The sequence below is a fragment of the Pseudomonas sp. EA_35y_Pfl2_R111 genome (genome assembly GCF_963970955.1).
Lineage (GTDB): Bacteria > Pseudomonadota > Gammaproteobacteria > Pseudomonadales > Pseudomonadaceae > Aquipseudomonas.
In genome coordinates this window covers 858,942-876,119 of sequence record NZ_CAXAOM010000002.1, presented here as the reverse complement: position 1 = coordinate 876,119, position 17,178 = coordinate 858,942, and the positions used below count along the sequence as shown (strand labels likewise).

General features: G+C 60.2%; 18 protein-coding genes. 11 read left to right on the top strand and 7 right to left on the bottom strand.

Annotated elements, in window-relative coordinates; translation table 11 throughout:
* Positions 1–99: 99 nt before the first annotated feature.
* The gene (locus AACY25_RS12730) at positions 100–972 is read right to left on the bottom strand and encodes a LysR substrate-binding domain-containing protein (protein WP_445262142.1); all 873 of its coding nucleotides are present in this window, start codon (positions 970–972) and stop codon (positions 100–102) included.
* A 170-nt stretch (positions 973–1,142) separates the two neighbouring features.
* On the opposite strand from AACY25_RS12730, the gene AACY25_RS12725 reads away from it, so the two are divergent.
* Entirely contained in the window at positions 1,143–1,433 is a 291-nt protein-coding gene (locus AACY25_RS12725) for a hypothetical protein (RefSeq protein WP_339524923.1), read from the top strand.
* Here the strand turns inward: AACY25_RS12725 and cmoB are convergent.
* The 5 genes from cmoB to AACY25_RS12700 all read right to left on the bottom strand — a co-directional run bounded on the left by cmoB (position 1,430) and on the right by AACY25_RS12700 (position 5,143).
* Positions 1,430–2,398, bottom strand: coding sequence for a tRNA 5-methoxyuridine(34)/uridine 5-oxyacetic acid(34) synthase CmoB (gene cmoB, locus AACY25_RS12720; protein WP_339524921.1), 969 nt, complete (start codon positions 2,396–2,398; stop codon positions 1,430–1,432). The two genes, AACY25_RS12725 and cmoB, sit on opposite strands and share 4 nt — an antisense overlap.
* Positions 2,395–3,171 (bottom strand): carboxy-S-adenosyl-L-methionine synthase CmoA, encoded by a 777-nt coding sequence (gene cmoA, locus AACY25_RS12715; RefSeq protein WP_339525017.1) that lies wholly within the window; start codon positions 3,169–3,171, stop codon positions 2,395–2,397. The genes cmoB and cmoA overlap by 4 nt, the downstream gene beginning before the upstream one ends.
* 70 nt (positions 3,172–3,241) lie before the next feature.
* Entirely contained in the window at positions 3,242–3,877 is a 636-nt protein-coding gene (locus tag AACY25_RS12710) for a lysoplasmalogenase (protein WP_339524919.1), read from the bottom strand.
* Positions 3,878–3,975: 98 nt separating this feature from the next.
* Positions 3,976–4,368 carry a protease inhibitor I42 family protein gene (locus AACY25_RS12705; protein WP_339524917.1) on the bottom strand — a complete coding sequence of 131 codons (393 nt, stop codon included), beginning with the start codon at positions 4,366–4,368 and terminating at the stop codon, positions 3,976–3,978.
* 40 nt (positions 4,369–4,408) lie between these two features.
* Entirely contained in the window at positions 4,409–5,143 is a 735-nt protein-coding gene (locus tag AACY25_RS12700) for a hypothetical protein (protein WP_339524916.1), read from the bottom strand.
* A gap of 248 nt (positions 5,144–5,391) precedes the next feature.
* Here AACY25_RS12700 and AACY25_RS12695 point away from each other — a divergent pair, with 248 nt between their 5' ends.
* The 5 genes from AACY25_RS12695 (at position 5,392) to AACY25_RS12675 (ending at position 10,600) form a co-directional block, all read left to right on the top strand.
* A complete protein-coding gene (locus AACY25_RS12695; RefSeq protein ID WP_339524915.1) occupies positions 5,392–6,144 on the top strand; it encodes a helix-turn-helix transcriptional regulator in 753 nt (250 codons plus the stop codon).
* 164 nt (positions 6,145–6,308) lie between these two features.
* Positions 6,309–6,995, top strand: a complete 687-nt coding sequence (locus tag AACY25_RS12690; RefSeq protein WP_339524914.1) for a methylamine utilization protein — start codon at positions 6,309–6,311, stop codon at positions 6,993–6,995.
* On the top strand, positions 6,982–9,318 hold the full coding sequence (locus AACY25_RS12685) for a putative bifunctional diguanylate cyclase/phosphodiesterase (RefSeq protein WP_339524913.1): 2,337 nt from the start codon (positions 6,982–6,984) through the stop codon (positions 9,316–9,318). The genes AACY25_RS12690 and AACY25_RS12685 overlap by 14 nt, the downstream gene beginning before the upstream one ends.
* A gap of 2 nt (positions 9,319–9,320) precedes the next feature.
* Positions 9,321–10,178, top strand: a complete 858-nt coding sequence (locus AACY25_RS12680) for a DUF3034 family protein (RefSeq protein ID WP_339524911.1) — start codon at positions 9,321–9,323, stop codon at positions 10,176–10,178.
* Positions 10,179–10,180: 2 nt separating this feature from the next.
* On the top strand, positions 10,181–10,600 hold the full coding sequence (locus AACY25_RS12675; protein ID WP_339524909.1) for a group I truncated hemoglobin: 420 nt from the start codon (positions 10,181–10,183) through the stop codon (positions 10,598–10,600).
* Here AACY25_RS12675 and AACY25_RS12670 read toward each other — a convergent pair.
* Complete coding sequence (locus AACY25_RS12670) at positions 10,597–11,457, bottom strand: HDOD domain-containing protein (protein ID WP_445262141.1); 861 nt, start codon at positions 11,455–11,457, stop codon at positions 10,597–10,599. The two genes, AACY25_RS12675 and AACY25_RS12670, sit on opposite strands and share 4 nt — an antisense overlap.
* A gap of 443 nt (positions 11,458–11,900) precedes the next feature.
* On the opposite strand from AACY25_RS12670, the gene putP reads away from it, so the two are divergent.
* The 5 genes from putP (at position 11,901) to fliG (ending at position 17,165) form a co-directional block, all read left to right on the top strand.
* Positions 11,901–13,385, top strand: a complete 1,485-nt coding sequence (putP, locus tag AACY25_RS12665; protein WP_339524907.1) for a sodium/proline symporter PutP — start codon at positions 11,901–11,903, stop codon at positions 13,383–13,385.
* A 317-nt stretch (positions 13,386–13,702) separates the two neighbouring features.
* Positions 13,703–13,924 (top strand): VF530 family protein, encoded by a 222-nt coding sequence (locus AACY25_RS12660; protein ID WP_339524905.1) that lies wholly within the window; start codon positions 13,703–13,705, stop codon positions 13,922–13,924.
* 94 nt (positions 13,925–14,018) lie between these two features.
* Positions 14,019–14,348: a flagellar hook-basal body complex protein FliE gene (gene fliE, locus AACY25_RS12655; protein ID WP_339524903.1), complete on the top strand. Its 330-nt coding sequence runs from the start codon at positions 14,019–14,021 to the stop codon at positions 14,346–14,348.
* A gap of 14 nt (positions 14,349–14,362) precedes the next feature.
* On the top strand, positions 14,363–16,156 hold the full coding sequence (gene fliF, locus AACY25_RS12650) for a flagellar basal-body MS-ring/collar protein FliF (protein WP_339524901.1): 1,794 nt from the start codon (positions 14,363–14,365) through the stop codon (positions 16,154–16,156).
* A complete protein-coding gene (gene fliG / locus AACY25_RS12645) occupies positions 16,149–17,165 on the top strand; it encodes a flagellar motor switch protein FliG (protein ID WP_339524899.1) in 1,017 nt (338 codons plus the stop codon). The genes fliF and fliG overlap by 8 nt, the downstream gene beginning before the upstream one ends.
* The last annotated feature ends 13 nt before the right edge of the window (positions 17,166–17,178 follow it).

Sequence of the window (17,178 nt, the reverse complement as noted above, 5' to 3'; positions counted from 1 at the left end):
CAAAGAGTTATTTTTTGTTTGATGAGCGCGGGTTTACGCACGATCGGCACGTCGAGCGCCGGGATCAACGAGCCGAATATCAGCACGCCATGAGTTCACTCAATTGTGCTGATCGCGGAACGCCGCCAGCACCTGTGCGGCTAGCGCTGCAGGCGCATCACCCTGGTTACTGCCACGTAGCAACTTGATGTGATATTCGCCCAATGGTGGCAGGCCGTACTCTTCGCCCAGGCGCCTCAGGGGTGGCCTAACCAGACTGCGGGGAAATGGGGCCACGGCCAGGTCAGCGATCATGGCCGATTCCTGCCCGGCACATTGTTCGCAGGAGTAGGCGATGCGGTAGGGCAGACCGAATCGGTCAAGGGCGTCCAGTGCGGTCCTGCGCCAGGCGCAGCCTGGATACGCGAGGGCCAGCGGCAGGGGCGAGTACTGCACCGCCAGCCCACCGTCGCGTCCCGCCCAGACCAGCGCCTCGGAATAGATGATTTCGCCGCGCGAGTCGTCCTGACCGTCGTTGCCAGCGTTAATCAGAATCAGGTCCAGTTCGCCCGCATCCAATTTCTCGATCAGATCGGCGCTGCGGCCGACCGCGACGTCCACCTGCACGGCTGGATGACTGCGGGCGAACATTGACAGGACCCCAGGGAGTACTCGGCTGCCGAGGTCGGTCGGGCTGCCAAAGCCGACGCGGCCGGCCAGTGCCGGTGCGAGAAACTGGGCGACTGCTTCCTCGTTGAGTTTGAGCAGGCGCCGCGCATAGCCCAGCAGCATTTCCCCTTCCGGGGTCAGGCGTACCCGCCTGGCTTCGCGTACGAACAGGGCGCGCCCCAAGGTTTCCTCCAGACGCTTGATCTGCATGCTGACAGCCGCCGTGGTGCGGTAAACCTGTGCGGCGGTGCGCGTAAAACTGCCGCTTTCAGCGATGCCGACAAAGGTTTTGAGTACATCGCTTTCCAGAAGCGGAAGCGCCATTGGTGCAGATGCAATAGGTTGGATATTCATAGTTAAATATTTCTTAACTTAAGATTTATAAATACTCGTTTGTCTGAACGATAGGTGCGATTCATCCTAGTTTCAAGCCGTGTTGATAACTGCATGCAGCAGCTTCAGGCGCGGTTGTCCTTTATGAGGAGGGTCAATCCATGACTGATTCAGATGATCGCCAAATACCCGCCAATCGCCGCGCTTATGATCTGCGTGACACGGAATACTATATGCCGGCCATGTGGCCGATGGACCTGCAAAATGCCATTGTCGATTGGCTATCCGCATGGCGTTGGCGTCGCCAGATGCGCAAGTTGTTGCAGCAAGACGCACAGGGGTTGGTTCGCTTGGGCAGCACCCAGGCTACGGTCGCGCAAGGCGCTGGAGAGTCGCTTAAAGTGATCGCCGCGCGTAAGAGTAGGCTCCGCCGCGAGCGCGCCAAACCCTAGGTTTTGCGCGCGATCACTACCGCGCGGCTCGGTGCCGGAAGACCTTCAAGGGTGCGGCTGTGATCGGCTGGGTCGAGGAACTCGGGCAGCGACTGAAAACGCATCCATTCAGTCGAGCGCTGTTCGTCGACGCTGGTGGTGCTGACATCGACGCAGCGCACATCGACGAAGCCGGCGCGGCGCAACCACAGCTCCAATGCTGGCACTGAAGGCAGGAACCAGACGTTGCGCATCTGTGCGTAGCGATCCTCAGGGACCAGTACCTGCTGGGCATCGCCCTCGACCACCAGGGTTTCCAGCACCAGTTCGCCGTCCTTGACCAGGCAATCCTTGAGATCGATCAGGTGATCGATAGGTGAGCGGCGGTGATACAGCACGCCCATGGAAAACACCGTGTCGAAGCCTTGCAGCTTGCCGGGTAATTCCTCGAAGGCCAGCGGCAGGTGCCAGGCGGGCAGATCGGGCAGGTAGTTCTTCATCGCCAGAAACTGGCAGAGGAACAGCCAGTTGGGGTCGATGCCCACCACGCTGTCGGCGCCAGCTCCAAGCATGCGCCACATGTAGTAGCCATTGCCGCAACCGACATCCAGTACCCGCTTGCCCTTGAGATCGAGATAGGGCGCGACCCGCTGCCATTTCCAGTCTGAGCGCCACTCAGTGTCGACATGTACATCGAACAGATGAAACGGACCCTTACGCCAGGGAATCAAGCCCTGCAAGGCCGTTTTCAGTGCGGCGCGAGTGGGATCGTCGCAATGGCCGTTGAAACTGAAGCTGTGCAGCAACTCCAGTTGCTCAACCTTAAGTTCTGGCAATGCCTGCACTGCGCCGTACCAGCGCGGCAGGTCGCCGTGGCCGATGGCCAGTTTGGCGTCGATTTGCCCGGGCAGGTCGGCGGACCAGTCCTGCAGCGGGGTGCCAGCAAGCGCGGCCTGCAGGGCGTCAAGGTCGAGACGGCTGATCATGGCAGGGCAATCAAGGAGGCGAAATTAAGGCACTGGAACCACGGCACAACCTGGCTGAAGCCGGCGGCCAGCAGGCGTTCGCGGTGCTGTTCCAGGCTGTCGGGCAGCATGACTTTCTCGATTGCGCTGCGTTTCTGGGCGATTTCCAGCTCGCTGTAGCCGTTGGCCCGTTTGAAGGCGATATGCAACTCGCCTAGCAGGGCGTGCTGGGCAGTGTCTTCGAACTGCAGTTTTTCCGAGAGGATCAACGCGCCGCCGGGTAATAGGGCCTGGCGAATCCGCGTAAGCAATTCGAGGCGTTGCTCAGGCTGGATAAATTGCAGAGTGAAGTTCAGCGCCACCAGCGAGGTTGGCTGAAAGTTGAGGCTGAGAATGTCGGCCTCAATCACTTCGACCGGCAGCAGTTCCTGAAACATCGAGTCCTGGGCATGCAGGTACTCGCGGCAGCGCTCGACCATGGCGCTGGAGTTGTCCACGGCGATCACCCGGCAATCTTCGATCTGCACATGCCGACGCAGCGCCTGGGTGACGGCGCCGAGGGAGCTGCCGAGGTCATACAGCACGCTATGCGGCTGGGCAAACTGGCCGGCGAGTACGCCGATGTTCTCGACAATGGTCGGGTAACCCGGCACCGAGCGTTTAATCATGTCGGGGAAGACCCGCACCACATCTTCGTTGAACACGAAGTCCGGCACCTGGGCCAGGGGTTGGGCGAAAAGACGGTCGGGCTGTTTGCTCACGATGGCTGCGCACTGGTCGATAAAGCCAGGCATTTTAGCCAAGTGCGCGGTATAGCCAAACCTTGATTGCCGTTATTTGGTCGCAAATCTGCATGGTGATGGCTCAGCGGGCCTGTTTGAAGGCCGAAGCAGCAATAGCCCATTGTCCCAACCAGTAGCTGAGCATGATTGCCAATGGCGCAGCCTCGAAGGGCGCAACAAAGCGATTAATGCCGATCAGGCTGTCGGACAGCACAAACAAGGTTGCACCTATGGCCGCCAGGTGCGTCGAGCGGGTGTTCAGGCCCGACTGGCCGAGGCGGGCGAGGGCGCGCCAGAGCATGGCGCTGATAGCCAGGGCATAGCCGGCCACGGGGATCAGCAGCGGACCCAGATTTGCGTTGGCGAGGAAGGCGAACATCGTCCCGCCGGTTGCCAGGGCGAGGAGCAAGGCGAGCCAGGCAGGTTGCTTGCAGTCGCTCAGATAAGCGCGCAGATAGGCGAGGTGGGCAAGGAGGAAGGCGCCTAGGCCGAAAACAAACAAATCGCCGGGCCAGTCGAGCAGGATATCGCCCGCAAGTGAGCAGAGCAGGCCGATGCTGAGCCAGCGTCGATACAGGCCGTTCGGCGCATTTCTCAGCCACAGCAGCAGGGCAATCACCGGGATGCCTTTGCTGAGCAGGCCCAGCTCACTCAGGCCACCGAGCCGTGCGCAGAGGAACACTGCAGCGCCCAGCAAACCCAGCAGCAGATAACGCATGACCTTTTCCTTGATGCTTGAAAGGCCAGCACTATGATCTGTCGCCGACTGGATCGCCACGCCGTGGGTGCCATTTAGAGCAGCATTTAACGCCAGCGCTAGCGCGCCTTGATCGTGCAGTTGAAGCGTTGGGCGGGCACTACGCCGACTTCCCAGGGGCGTTCATAGGTCAGGGCCAATTGGCCTTCGCCAACCTGGGCGACCTCGAAGCGCCAGGTGGAAACCCCGGCGCTGCCGACCAAGCCGGCATCTTCCGGGTTGCTGTAAACCTCGGGGCCGAGGCTTTTCAGCACCTGTGATGCTGAGTCGCGCAGCAGCCAGCGGAAACCTGTGGTGGGGTTGCTCGGCAAGCGCAGGTTAAATTGCTGGCCGACGTGCAGCGATAGCGGGCATTTGCTCTGCTGGCTCTGTTCCAGGGTGACGCTGCTGGGTTTTTGCGCGCAGGCGGTGAGCAACGCGAGGCTAAAGGCCAATGTCAGGCGGGGGGGCATGGTGAACTCCTGGCAAAAGTCGAGGTTGCCAGCATAGCCGCTAGGGGTGTTCTGCGGGAGTCTGTGCTGCGAACGCCGCCTGCAGTGGTGCTCGTACGTGTTGGATGTATTCGTCGATTAGCGGCGTGAGCAGGGCAAAACATTCGTGAGGGGCTAGGCGTACTTCGCGGCTGTCGACCAGCTCATGCTCCAGACGCTGCAGTACCTGTTGCAGAGATGCGCCGACTGGCGATTGTTCAAGCTCCTGGCAAAGCTGCTGAATCTGCTGTTTCAGACTAGGTGGGCAATGGCTGTAATTGGCCGCGCGTACACTCAGGCCGCGCAGGCGGGCGAGGTTTTCTAGACCATGGCAGGCCTGGGCGATGCCCTGCACGTGTTGATTGCCAGCCTGGTGCAGGCGGGTTTCGAGTATTGCGATAACCTCCAGCAAACCGTCGATAACCTGGCAATGCGCGGTAAAGTCCGCCGCGTTGCGCCGCAGCCGTGGCCAGTCCTGCTGTAGCGGTGCAAGGGCAAGGCTTGCGCCGGGCCAGTTCAGCCAGAGCTGATCAAGCTGGCGGGCAAGGGCGTTGCGTTGGCTGGTGCTGAGCAAATCTTGCTGGGCGCCCAGGCCGCGGTGTTTCTGTAGGTTCTGCAGCAGGTCGATGGCGCGTTGCAGCAACGCAGCTTGCAGCTCGTTGAGATGCTGCTGGTGGCGTTTGCCGGCGAGCTGGCTGAGGAAGTGGCCGGCGGTTAACAGCGCCAATGCCAGGGCGAGAGCAATGCTGAAGGCCATAAGCTGGATTCCTGAACCCGAACGGTACGCAAGGGGCAGGCAAACTCAGCAAATCCCTTGCCAGGCCCCGCAAGGGCCCTATTTCGGGGTGGGCAATTCCTGGGCGGTCGACCGTTTGCCCTGTATTTGGGCGCTTTCAGTAAGATCGACAGTTTTTGGTGCGATCGCTGCCCATTTGTCGTGCGGGCTGCAGTTTTACCGGGCAAAAGGTTAAAGTTTCACCTCTGTTTCTCAGGGTTGCACTTTTCATGTTCAACGCACGGTTGATGCGTCTTGATGACCAGGCCCACGAGCACACCCACGACCACCATCAGTTGGTGTTATCGCTGGCCGGGCGTGCCGAATTTGAGGTCAATGGCCGCGGTGGCGAAGTGTGCCGCATGCGTGCCTGCCTGGTGCCGGGGGATGCCGATCACCAGTTCGCCGGCATGGGCGATAACCGCATGCTGGTTATCGATCTGGATGAGCAGGGCACCTCCAGTGAAGACCTGCAGCTGCTGACCCGCCTGTTTGAGACCCCGCGTTACCCGCAACTGGATGCCGACTTCCAGAACCTGCTGAGCTATGCCGGCGCCGAGCTGGAGCGTTATGGTACCGATCCACTGCTGCCCCGCGCGCTGGGCGGCGTGCTGCTGCGTGCCTTGCACCTGCGCCTGTTCGGTGAGCCCCATGCGCGGGCTGTGGGGGCACTGAATTTGGAGCGGCTCGACAGTTACATCGTTAAGCACCTGGCGCGGCGTATCAGCGTGGCTGAACTGGCGCAGGTGGCTTGCCTGAGCCCCAGTCATTTCCATGCACAGTTCAAGGACAGCGTCGGTCTTACGCCGCACCAGTACCTGCTGAAAACCCGCCTGGACCGCGCCGTGCGACTGTTGCGCGAAAGCGGCATGCCGCTGATTCGCATTGCCGAAGAGTGCGGCTTCTCCAGTCAGAGCGCGCTGACCACCGCCATGCGCCGCTACTTAGGCCTGACGCCGAAACGCTTGCGCAGCGCTGAATAAACACGCGCTACCGTCTTGAATGGCGGTGCTCACAGGTAAGTGTGGCCGATCAAGCGTGAACTTCTTCACACTGGCGACTAAGCTGTGGCGCACAGAGACATTTATTGTGCCTGGGCAAGGATGCTGTCCACTTCAAGTGTGCCCCTAAAGTACGAGTAGTCTTGATGAGCAAGCGCCTGTCCCCATTGTTCACGTTTTTGCTGCTCGGCCTATTGCTGTTCAATACGCCTTTGCACGCCGCCAGCCTGCAGGCCGAGGTCGTGGATAGCCAAGGGCAGCCCTTGGCCAATGCTGTACTGAGTTTGCGCAGTGAGGTTGCACCTTTGGTTGCACCTGCTGCCGCGGTGATGGATCAGCGCTCGCAGCAGTTCGCGCCCAATGTGTTGGCCGTGCGCAGCGGCACCTCGGTGTCGTTCCCCAACAGCGACAATATTCGCCATCACGTTTATTCGTTCTCCCTCGCCAAGCGCTTTGAACTGCGCCTGTATCAGGGCACGCCGAGCGAACCGGTGATTTTCGACAAGCCCGGTGTGGTGGTGCTGGGCTGCAATATCCATGACTGGATGGTGGGCTATGTCTATGTCACCGACGACCCCTGGTTCGCCGTCAGCGATGCGCAGGGCAAGCTGAATTTGGAGCAGTTGCCGGCCGGCACGTTCACGGTCAGCCTGTGGCACCCGCAAGCGCCAGAGATGTTGCCGCAGGCTGCCGGCCAGTTGCAGCTAACCGATGCTGGCAGCCAGCAACGCTTTACCCTGACCATGCAGGCCCCCGCAAGTCAGGCTGCGCCGAGTGCGCCGGCCAGCGCCTTTGGTGATGCATTCAAGAAGGCTCGCGATGCTGCGCAATAGTTTTCAGGCACGGATTGCCGGTGTACTGGTTTTGCTGCTGTTGGTGGTGGTGGGTGCACTTTATGTGGCTGTGCAAACTGCCACCAATGCCGCTGTACGCAGCCAGGCCCGCGAACAGCTGGATGTCGGTAGTCTGGTGTTTCAGCAGTTGCTCGAAGTGCGTGGTCGCCAGTTACACGATGCGGTGCAGGTACTGGCCGCTGATTTTGGCTTCAAGGATGCTGTGGCCAGTGGCGACACTGAGACCATTCGTTCGGCCCTGGCCAACCATGGTGCGCGGATCAACGCCAGCGCGGTGATGATGCTGGGTCTGGATGGCAGCCTGGAGGTCAGCAGTGATCGGCAGATCAGCGGCGAGACAGCCCAGCGCCTCAGTGCCCAGGTGATGCAGCGCCAACGCGAGGGCGTGCAGATTTTTTTGATGCCGATTGCCGACAAGATCTACCTGCTGGTGCAGGCCACGGTCACCGCGCCGTTGCCGATTGCCCGGGTGATGATGGGCTTTCAGGTTGATGACGTATTTGCCGCCGAATTGCGCGAACTGACCCACCTGGACCTGACCCTGCGGGCGACCCAGGATGGTGTGGCCGATATCTGGATCAGCACCCTGCCGCCCGCGCAGCGTGAGCAGCTGCAAGGCAATATGGCCGAACTGGCGGATGATGCGGTGAGCCTGGTCGGTGAGGAGTCCTACCTTAATCAGACCCTGGTGCTGGCCAGCGGTGATGGCTTTGAAGTGCGCGCGCTGCTGCACAAGTCCCTGAGTCAGGCGCAGCAGGCGTTTGCCCCGCTTGATCAGAATATTCTGCTGATTGCCCTAGTGGCGCTGACCGCATCCCTTGTTGGCGCCCTGTTGCTAGCGCGCTCGGTATCGCAGCCGGTGCAGCAACTGGCTGCAGTCGCCGAGCGGGTGCGCCAAGGCGATTATCAGGCCAGCCTGGACCTGCAGCGCAGTGATGAATTGGGGCGTTTGGCCACGGCCTTCAAAGCAATGCAGCAAGGCATTGCCGAGCGTGAGCGGCAGCTGGCGCACAATGCGCTGCATGATGCGCTGACCGGCCTGCCGAACCGCACCTTGGCGTTGGAACGCCTGGGCAGTGCGATCACCGCCGGACGGCCGACGGCGTTGCTCTACCTGGGTATGGCGAACTTTCGTGCAGTCAATGAAAGCCTCGGTGCAGAGGGTGGAGACCTGGCGCTGCAGCAATTGAGCCGACGCTTGCAGGCGGTTCTGCGCCCTGGCGATAGCGTGGCGCGGATTATCGGTGACGAGTTTCTTTTATTACTGGAAAGCACCGATAGCGACAGCGCCGTGGGCATCGCCGACAAGGTACAGCAGTTGCTGCTCAAGCCGCTGCGCGTTGCTACCCATGATTTCGCCCTGGATTGCCGCATCGGCATTGCCAGTTACCCCGTCGATGGCAATGCCCCGGAGGAGCTGCTGCGCCGCGCGAGCATCGCCATGCAGGATGCCGCCGGCATGCCTAGCCATCTACAGGTCTACCAGCGCGGCCGCGATGATGCCCAGCAGCGGCAGATCCGCCTGATTCGCGATCTGCGCCATGCGCCGAGCAAGGCCGAGCTGCTGTTGCACTATCAGCCGAAGCTGGATATTGCCGCCGGCCAGGTGCGCCAGGCCGAAGCCTTGCTGCGCTGGCAGCACCCGGAACTGGGCATGGTTTCGCCGGGGGAGTTTATTCCGCTGGCCGAGCGCACCGGCAGCATCCAGCTGCTGACCGCCTGGGTGATCGAGGAAGTTATGCGCCAGCTATGCGAATGGGCCGGGCGCGGCCTGCGTGTGCAGGTGTCGTTGAATATTTCCACTGACGACCTGATCGACCCGCAGCTGCCAGCGCGGGTCATCGCACTGTTGGCAGCGTATAGGGTGCCGGCCGAGCAGCTGATTTTTGAGATCACCGAAAGCGGGGTGATGCTCAATCCAGAGCTTGCTCTGCAGGTATTGCAGGGCTTGCGGGCGTGCGGCATCAGCCTGTCGGTAGACGATTTTGGTACAGGCTACTCGTCGCTTACCCAGCTCAAACGCATGCCGGTGCAGGAGCTGAAGATCGACCAGTCGTTTATCCGTGACCTGGACGATGCCAGCGAGGACTCAGTGATCGTCCGTTCGACCATCGAGATGAGCCATAGCCTGGGCCTTAAGGTCGTGGCCGAGGGCGTCGAGTTTGAGCGCAGCCTGCAGCTGCTTGAGCGTTGGCAGTGTGATACAGCCCAAGGCTACCTGATCAGCCGGCCGTTGGCGGCGCAAGCCTTTGAAACCTGGATGGCGCAGTACACTGACGCCTCCTCGACCCTGGTGGATTGATCATGACCCAGCTGCCACGCTGCATTGCCCTGGTGCTTGGCCTACTCACGAACCTGGCCTGGGCCGATGGCCGTTTGTTGGCCACGGGTGGCGCCAGCAGCATTGAGGGCGCGGCCGGTGGCGGTATTACACCCTGGGCGGTGCTTTCCGGCTATGGCGAGCGCGGCGAGTGGGGCGCGGATGTATTCGCCACGCGGGTCGAAACCGGTGACTACCGTTTGGATGTGGCCGGTGTTGGCGTCGCGTTCGATAACCGTATCGAGCTGTCCTACGCCCGCCAGCGCTTTGATCTGGGCACCCTGGCGCGCAACATGAATCTGCCGGAAAACAGCCTGAGTCAGGATATCTTCGGCCTCAAGGTGCGCCTGTTTGGTGACCTGATTTATGACCAGCTGCCGCAGGTGTCATTGGGTATTCAGCACAAACGCCAGAAGGATTTCCTGATTCCCAGCCTGGTGGGCGCCCAGCGCAGTGAAGACACCGAAGGCTATCTAACTGCCAGCCGGCTGATTCTCGGCGGCGCCTTTGGTTACAACCTGCTGCTCAATGGCGGACTGCGTTATAGCCGGGCTAATGAGCTGGGTTTACTAGGTTTTGGTGGTGATCGCCGTGATCGCCACTCGCTGCTCAAGGAAGGTTCCGTCGCCGTACTGTTCAATCCGCGCTGGGCGTTAGGCGTGGAGTACCGCGAGAAACCGGATAACTTGAGCTTTGCCGGGGAGAGCGATTGGACCGACCTGTTTCTCGGTTACTTTCCCAACAAGAACCTGGCCGTGGTGCTGGCCTATGCGCGCCTCGGTGAAATCGCCACGCTGGATAATCAGGACGGGGTCTACCTGTCCGTGCAGGGGAGTTTCTAGGCATGCGCAGTCTGCTGCTGGCCGTTGTGTTCACCCTGGCGGCCTGCGTCCAGCAACCGCCGAAAGACGACAGCCTGTACCGTGACCTGGGCGAGCAGGCCGGGATTACCCGGATTGTCGAAGGCATGCTGCTGAATATTGCCGCTGACCCGCGCATCGTCCGCCACTTCGAAAATATCGATATCGTGCGCCTGCGCGACAAGCTGGTGGAGCAGATCTGCGTCGAGGCCGGCGGCCCGTGCACCTACACTGGCGACAGCATGGAAGAAAGCCACAAGGGCCAGAGTCTAACCCCCAGCGACTTCAACGCTCTGGTGGAAAACCTGCAAGATGCAATGAGCGCACAAGGCGTGCCCATGCCTGCGCAGAACCGCCTACTGGCAAGGCTTGCGCCCATGCGTGCACAGGTGATTGATCGCTAACGCAAGGTTTGCGCAATCGCCAGAATATCGGCGCGGTGGCTGATCACCAGGCTGAGTTCGCCGTTCTCACCGATAAAGTCCTGCGGCGGCATCAGCTTCTGGTAGGCGGCCAGCTCCTGCAGGGGCGGCAGCTCGGCATCTGGGGTGCGTTCCTTGATGGCGTGGTAGAGCGCCAGGTTGACCAGGTCGAGTAATTGCAGGCTATGCCCGGGACTGTGCTGCCAGTTGCCGGTGTCGCGGATGATCTCGATATATTCGTTATGCACCGACCATTTCTTCAGCACGATGATGCCGAGCGATTTGCTGTATTCACGGCACAGCTTGTAATACAGCTCGCTGGAAGGCGTGACGCTTTCATTTCTGAACGCCGAGAGTACGGCGAGGGTGCCCACTTCGCTGAGCAGGCTGGCCAGCAAAGCGTGTTCCGCGATCACATGACCCAGCAAGCGGGCCAGCATGGCGCTGGTGCTGGCCTTAATCACCAGGCGTTCCCAGGCATCGACAAACAGCCGCTTATGCCCTGGGCTGTGCAAGGTAAACAGGCTTTTGATGCTGTGCACCATGGTGATTCGGTCGACTTCAGCCATGCCAAGCATGCTGATCACTTCGTGCAGGGTCTTGGGCGCTAGGGTGTGGCGATACAGCGCGCTGGAGGCATGTTTCATTAGCAGGGCGCTAAGGGCCGGGTCACGGCTGATCAGGCGCACCAAGGCATTCAGGGAAACATTCGCATCACCCAGGGCACGGCGGATGTCTAGGGTGATGGTCGGCAGGCTGGGCAATTGCTCTTCGCCCTGCATCAACTGCGAGACTACGCGCCGGTAGATTGAGTAATCGGATGCTTCGCTCTGCAACACACACCTCCAGCCTTGTGGATGCAGTCTAGATGGCCGTTGTCCGCATGCTATACACAGCGATGGATGACCGAGATTGGCGAAAGCTGTGGCTCTGCGCTTTAAACAGCTGTTTGCGAGAAGTTCCTGTGCTTGGAGTTTTTTGCAATAACTCCAGAGTTTTTTGTAAGAAGCGGTCATGCCTCTGCCACTAAATTCCGTGCTCGATTCGCGTAGTGCGCAGGTTTTGGCCAGGTTTTCTTGGTTCTACCGGCGGGTTTGCGCTAGAACCATGACCAAGCAGCTGACGCGTGGGTGGGAACTCTCATGCGGCCGGCTAAGCTTTGTTGCATGTTCCGCCACTGGCTTGCGTGCGTTTGGCGGCTGGTTTCAAGGGAGTGGCCCGCTATTTTGGCCGCTTAAAAATAGAGTCACGGCCCGAGCCGTGCCAACACGAGAACAACAAGATGAACGAGCAAAACGTTTTTGTTGTAGGGGTGACCTTCGTGGTCTACCTGGTATTGATGCTGTGGCTGGGCCTGGTGGCCTACAAACGCACCAGCAATCTATCCGACTACATTCTCGGTGGTCGCTCCATCGGTCCGACGACCGCTGCGCTGTCCGCAGGTGCTTCGGATATGAGCGGCTGGCTGCTGCTGGGTCTGCCGGGCTACGCCCTGGTTGCTGGCTTTGAAGCCACCTGGATCGCCATCGGCCTGCTCGCAGGTACTTGGTTGAACTGGCTGTTTGTGGCCCGTCGTCTGCGCGTGTACTCGCATGCAGCCAACGACTCGGTGACCATGCCGTCCTACTTCGAAAACCGCTTCAACGACACATCCCGCGCCTTGCGTGTGGTATCGGCGATTTTCATCCTGCTGTTCTTCCTCTTCTATGCAAGCTCCGGCCTGGTGGCGGCGGGCAAGCTGTTCGAGACCGTATTTGGTTTCGATTACCGGATCGCCGTAGTGGTGGGCACTGTTGCAGTGGTTTCTTACACCCTGTTCGGTGGTTTCCTCGCGGTGGCCTGGACTGACGTAGTGCAGGGCCTGTTGATGGCTGCCGCGCTGGTGCTGGTGCCAGTGTTCGCATTGAATGCCGTGGGCGGTATCGATGCTGCACACCTGGCCATCCAGGCGAAAAACCCTGAACTGCTGACGTTCTTCAATGACGCCAAGGGTCAACCGCTGGGTATCATCGCGATTCTGTCGCTGCTGGGTTGGGGCCTGGGCTACTTTGGCCAGCCGCACATCCTGGCGCGCTTCAAGGCGATCTCTGATGACAAGGATATGCCGACTGCCCGTCGCATCGCTGTCAGCTGGACCGCTCTGACCCTGTTCTGTGCCCTGGCCATCGGCTGGGTGGCTGTGGGTTATCTGGAAACCGACCTGGCTGACGCTGAAACCGTATTTATGGTGCTGGTCAACAGCCTGTTCCACCCGGTGGTGGCCGGCATCCTGATGGCTGCGGTACTGGCTGCCATCATGTCGACTGCCGACTCGCAATTGCTGGTCAGCTCTTCGGCGCTGGCAGAAGACTTCTACAAAGCCATTCTCAAGAAAGATGCGGGTGATGCTGAGCTCGTGTGGGTTGGTCGTGGCGCGGTGGTGCTGATTGCGATCATTGCCCTGGTTCTGGCTATGAACCCGGATACCACGGTACTGGGCCTGGTGTCCTACGCCTGGGCCGGCTTCGGCGCTGCCTTTGGCCCGGCTATCCTCCTGTCGTTGTACTGGAAACGCATGAACCGCAACGGCGCTCTGGCTGGCATCCTCCTGGGTGGCATCACTGTGGTCGTCTGGAAGCAATTGTCTGGTGGCATCTTCGACCTGTACGAGATCATCCCGGGCTTTATCCTGGCGAGCATTGCCATCGTCGTTGTCAGCCTGCTGACCAAAGAGCCGGACGCGGCGCTGCAAGCGCAGTTCGAGGAGGTCGAGCGCAAGCTGGCGTGATGAATTTATCTGCGCCTGCAGTTGATCGTCTGTAGGCGCAGCAACCGAGTCAGGATTTTATGCTGATGCCCGACTCGGGCCCCACGACGATCCGATAGTGCTTCGCCGGCCCACACCTTTGGTGTTGGGCCGGCTTTTTTATGGCTGGCCATCCGTGGCCGCCATCCTCTGGGCCGTCGCTGCGCGACGTTAAAAATTTCTCCCGTCATTTTTATGGCCGCAATCAATGCTAGACATCGCGCTGCGCTTTCGATTGGGGGCTGGTTTGGCTATGGTGGCGGGGTTTGCCTCACTCAAGTTGTCCGTACAGGTTCTGCATGACTCAATCACCGAAAGACCCGCTGCATGGCGTAACCCTTGAAGCCATTCTCACCGCTCTGGTTGCCCAGTATGGTTGGGACGCACTGGCCGAGCGGATTGACATCCGCTGTTTCAAGAGCGACCCAAGCATCAAGTCCAGCCTGACGTTTTTGCGCAAGACGCCCTGGGCGCGGGAGAAGGTCGAAGCCCTGTATATCCGCTCGCAAGCGCGTAAGTAGGCGCCGAAAGCCAGTTCAGTAATCTGGCACCCTTGTTGCAATACCTCTGCAAACGCCGCGAAGCGTCAAAAAACCGCGGCCAGTGGAGGTAATGATGAGCCAGGGTGTTGAATTTAATCGCTTGATGCTGGAGATGCGCTCCATGCAGGCTGATGCCATGGCGCGTCAGAAGCCTGTCACCAGCACACCGGAGCCCGGTGCGCCGAGCTTTTCCGAGATGCTCGGGCAGGCGGTGGGCAAGGTCAACGAAACCCAGCAGGCATCCGGCAAGCTGGCAACAGCCTTTGAAATGGGCACCAGCGGCGTCGATTTGACAGACGTGATGATCGCCTCACAGAAAGCCAGCGTGTCTTTTCAAGCCATGACCCAGGTGCGTAACAAGCTGGTTCAGGCTTATCAAGACATTATGCAGATGCCAGTTTAAGGGTGGGCTGAGTTATGGCTGAAGCTGTCGTTGCAAATGTACCTGCCACCACTATGGGTGATGAGCCGAAGAAGCCGCTGTTTGGGCTGACCTTTTTGGAAAACCTCGCGGATATGTCGATGTTGCGCCAGATCGGTCTGTTGGTCGGTTTGGCCGCCAGCGTGGCCATCGGCTTTGCCGTTGTGTTGTGGTCGCAGCAGCCGGATTACCAGGCGCTGTATGGCAGCCTCGACGGTATGGATGCGTCCCAGGTGATGGAGACGCTGTCCGCCTCTGATATCAAATACACCGTGGAACCTAATTCCGGCGCACTGCTGGTCAAGTCTGATGACCTGGCCCGCGCCCGCATGCGCCTGGCTGCTGCTGGCGTTGCACCGAAGGACAATAGCGTCGGATTTGAAATTCTCGATCAGGAGCAAGGCCTCGGTACCAGCCAATTTATGGAAGCCACCCGCTATCGCCGTGGCCTGGAAGGCGAGCTGGCGCGTACCGTTTCCAGCCTCAACAACGTCAAGGCGGCTCGCGTACATCTGGCGATCCCGAAGAGTTCGGTGTTTGTGCGCGATGAGCGCAAGCCCAGTGCCTCGGTATTGGTCGAGCTGTATTCGGGGCGCGGCCTGGAGCCGAGCCAGGTGATGGCCATCGTCAATCTGGTCGCCAGCAGCGTGCCGGAAATGGACAAGGCGCAGGTCACCGTGGTCGATCAGAAGGGCAATCTGCTCTCGGATATTCAGGAAATGTCCGAGCTGACCATGGCCGGCAAGCAATTCGATTACAGCCGCCGTATGGAAAGTCTGTTCACCCAGCGTGTGCACAACATCCTGCAGCCAGTCCTGGGCTCCGGCCGCTACAAGGCCGAAGTATCGGCGGATGTGGATTTCAGCGCGGTGGAATCCACCTCGGAAATGTTCAACCCCGATCAACCGGCGCTGCGCAGCGAACAGCAGGTCAACGAACAACGTACCAGCAGCTTACCGCCGCAAGGTGTGCCAGGTGCTCTGGCTAATCAGCCGCCAGGTGCGGCGGCAGCTCCTGAGCAAGCCGCTGGCGCGGCTGCGGTGCCTGGCCCGGTTCCCGCAGGGCAGCCGCTGCTGGATGCCAACGGTGAGCAGATCATTGACCCGGCCACCGGCCTGGCCATGCTTGCGCCGTATCCGGCGGATAAGCGCGAGCAATCCACGCGCAACTTCGAGTTGGATCGCTCGATCAGCTACACCAAGCAGCAGCAGGGCCGTTTGCGCCGGCTGTCGGTAGCGGTGGTGGTGGATGATCAGGTCAGGGTCGACGCCGCCAGTGGCGAAACCACCCGGGTGCCGTGGAGCAGTGATGATCTGGCGCGCTTTACCCGCCTGGTGCAGGACTCGGTGGGCTTCGACGCCAGCCGGGGTGACAGCGTGAGCGTGATCAATACACCGTTCTCCGCTGAGCTGGGCGAGGATGCTGTTGCGTTGCCTTGGTATCAGAGTGAGCTGTTCCTGATGGCCATGAGCGGACTCAAGCAGTTGGTGCCGGCATTATTGATCTTTATTCTGGTTTGGTTCGTGCTGCGTCCGGTGATGAAAAACATCACCAGCGGTGGCAAAGGCCAGGGTGATGGTCGCGATGGCGATGTCGAGCTGGGTGAAATGGGTGCTCTGGGCGGTGATCTCTCCGAGGACCGCGTAAGCCTGGGCGGCCCACAAAGCATCCTCCTACCGAGCCCGAGTGAGGGGTATGATGCACAATTGAACGCCATCAAGAGCCTGGTCGCTGAAGACCCGGGCCGCGTAGCCCAGGTTGTGAAAGAGTGGATTAACGCCGATGAGTGAGAATCGAACCGCCACTAAATTGAGCAAGGTCGACAAGGCCGCGATTCTGCTGCTGTCGCTCGGTGAAACTGACGCCGCTCAGGTGCTGCGTCACCTCGGGCCAAAAGAGGTGCAGCGCGTTGGCGTGGCCATGGCCGGTATGCGTAACGTACAGCGCGAGCAGGTCGAGCAGGTGATGGGCGAGTTTGTCGACATCGTCGGCGATCAAACCAGCCTAGGCGTCGGTGCCGACGGCTATATCCGCAAAATGCTTACTCAGGCGTTGGGCGAAGACAAAGCCGGCAATCTGATCGATCGTATCCTCCTCGGCGGCAGCACCAGTGGTCTGGACAGCCTGAAATGGATGGAGCCGCGCGCTGTTGCCGACGTGATCCGCTACGAACACCCACAGATTCAGGCCATCGTGGTGGCTTATCTGGATCCCGATCAGGCTGGTGAAGTGCTTGGCCACTTCGACCATAAGGTGCGTCTGGATATCGTGCTGCGCGTATCCTCGCTGAACACCGTACAACCGGCGGCACTGAAAGAACTCAACCAGATTCTCGAGAAGCAGTTCTCCGGCAGCTCCAACACCACCCGCGCCGCGCTCGGCGGGGTCAAGCGTGCCGCCGATATCATGAACTTCCTCGACAGCTCGGTTGAAGGTCAGCTGATGGACTCGATCCGGGAGGTCGACGAAGACCTCTCCAGCCAGATCGAGGACCTGATGTTCGTCTTCGACAACCTTGCCGATGTCGACGACCGTGGCATCCAGGCGCTGTTGCGTGAGGTGTCTTCGGATGTGCTGGTGCTGGCGCTCAAGGGTGCCGACGAGGCGATCAAGGAAAAGGTGTTCAAGAACATGTCAAAACGTGCCGCCGAACTGCTGCGCGACGATCTGGAAGCCAAAGGCCCGGTGCGCGTCAGCGACGTGGAAACCGCGCAGAAGGAAATCCTTACCATCGCCAGGCGTATGGCCGAGGCCGGGGAAATTGTCCTGGGCGGCAAAGGCGGCGAGGAAATGGTTTAACACATGGCCAGTA

What these genes read in the sequence shown, in the direction of transcription:
- AACY25_RS12730 (WP_445262142.1), bottom strand. Translation starts at nt 972, where the DNA reads ATGGCGCTTCCGCTTCTGGAAAGCGATGTACTCAAAACCTTTGTCGGC.
- AACY25_RS12725 (WP_339524923.1), top strand. Translation starts at nt 1,143, where the DNA reads ATGACTGATTCAGATGATCGCCAAATACCCGCCAATCGCCGCGCTTAT.
- cmoB (WP_339524921.1), bottom strand. Translation starts at nt 2,398, where the DNA reads ATGATCAGCCGTCTCGACCTTGACGCCCTGCAGGCCGCGCTTGCTGGC.
- cmoA (WP_339525017.1), bottom strand. Translation starts at nt 3,171, where the DNA reads ATGCCTGGCTTTATCGACCAGTGCGCAGCCATCGTGAGCAAACAGCCC.
- AACY25_RS12710 (WP_339524919.1), bottom strand. Translation starts at nt 3,877, where the DNA reads ATGCGTTATCTGCTGCTGGGTTTGCTGGGCGCTGCAGTGTTCCTCTGC.
- AACY25_RS12705 (WP_339524917.1), bottom strand. Translation starts at nt 4,368, where the DNA reads ATGCCCCCCCGCCTGACATTGGCCTTTAGCCTCGCGTTGCTCACCGCC.
- AACY25_RS12700 (WP_339524916.1), bottom strand. Translation starts at nt 5,143, where the DNA reads ATGGCCTTCAGCATTGCTCTCGCCCTGGCATTGGCGCTGTTAACCGCC.
- AACY25_RS12695 (WP_339524915.1), top strand. Translation starts at nt 5,392, where the DNA reads ATGTTCAACGCACGGTTGATGCGTCTTGATGACCAGGCCCACGAGCAC.
- AACY25_RS12690 (WP_339524914.1), top strand. Translation starts at nt 6,309, where the DNA reads ATGAGCAAGCGCCTGTCCCCATTGTTCACGTTTTTGCTGCTCGGCCTA.
- AACY25_RS12685 (WP_339524913.1), top strand. Translation starts at nt 6,982, where the DNA reads ATGCTGCGCAATAGTTTTCAGGCACGGATTGCCGGTGTACTGGTTTTG.
- AACY25_RS12680 (WP_339524911.1), top strand. Translation starts at nt 9,321, where the DNA reads ATGACCCAGCTGCCACGCTGCATTGCCCTGGTGCTTGGCCTACTCACG.
- AACY25_RS12675 (WP_339524909.1), top strand. Translation starts at nt 10,181, where the DNA reads ATGCGCAGTCTGCTGCTGGCCGTTGTGTTCACCCTGGCGGCCTGCGTC.
- putP (WP_339524907.1), top strand. Translation starts at nt 11,901, where the DNA reads ATGAACGAGCAAAACGTTTTTGTTGTAGGGGTGACCTTCGTGGTCTAC.
- AACY25_RS12660 (WP_339524905.1), top strand. Translation starts at nt 13,703, where the DNA reads ATGACTCAATCACCGAAAGACCCGCTGCATGGCGTAACCCTTGAAGCC.
- fliE (WP_339524903.1), top strand. Translation starts at nt 14,019, where the DNA reads ATGAGCCAGGGTGTTGAATTTAATCGCTTGATGCTGGAGATGCGCTCC.
- fliF (WP_339524901.1), top strand. Translation starts at nt 14,363, where the DNA reads ATGGCTGAAGCTGTCGTTGCAAATGTACCTGCCACCACTATGGGTGAT.
- fliG (WP_339524899.1), top strand. Translation starts at nt 16,149, where the DNA reads ATGAGTGAGAATCGAACCGCCACTAAATTGAGCAAGGTCGACAAGGCC.